Source organism: Bradyrhizobium sp. PRIMUS42, from assembly GCF_023006515.1.
GTDB lineage: Bacteria > Pseudomonadota > Alphaproteobacteria > Rhizobiales > Xanthobacteraceae > Bradyrhizobium.
Genome location: NZ_JALBGZ010001624.1, coordinates 1 through 427 on the forward strand (window position 1 = coordinate 1; position 427 = coordinate 427).

Sequence of the window (427 nt, forward strand, 5' to 3'; positions counted from 1 at the left end):
CACCTCGCGCCGCGCCGCCAATGACGACCGGGAGACCATCGGCCAGCTGCTCCAGGCGCTCCAGAAGGGTCGCCCCGCCCGCAGCGTCTATACCTTCGCCACCATCTTCGCCGGCGTCTGGCTCGCCGCCTGCGCCGCGCTGACGTTCGGCTTCCTGCCCTCGATCCAGGCCGCCATGGGCCAGAGCGGCGGCGTGCTCGTCATCGCCGGCCTGATCGCGATGTTCTTCGCGCCGATCATGCTGTTCTACTTCCTCGCGAGCCTCGTCTGGCGCGGCCAGGAAATGCGCATGATCGCGCAGGCGATGGCGCAGGTCGCGATCCGCTTCTCCGAGCCCGAGGGCTCCGCCTCCGATTCCATGGTCACCGTCGGCCAGGCCATCCGCCGCGAAGTCGCGGCGATGGGCGACGGCATCGAGCGCGCGATC

1 protein-coding gene is annotated in these 427 nt (G+C 70.3%); it reads left to right on the plus strand.

Going from position 1 to position 427, the window contains the following annotated elements; all coding sequences use genetic code 11:
- The coding region (locus tag MOV75_RS41980; RefSeq protein ID WP_247008764.1) for a hypothetical protein at positions 1–427 on the plus strand (427 nt) is incomplete at both ends.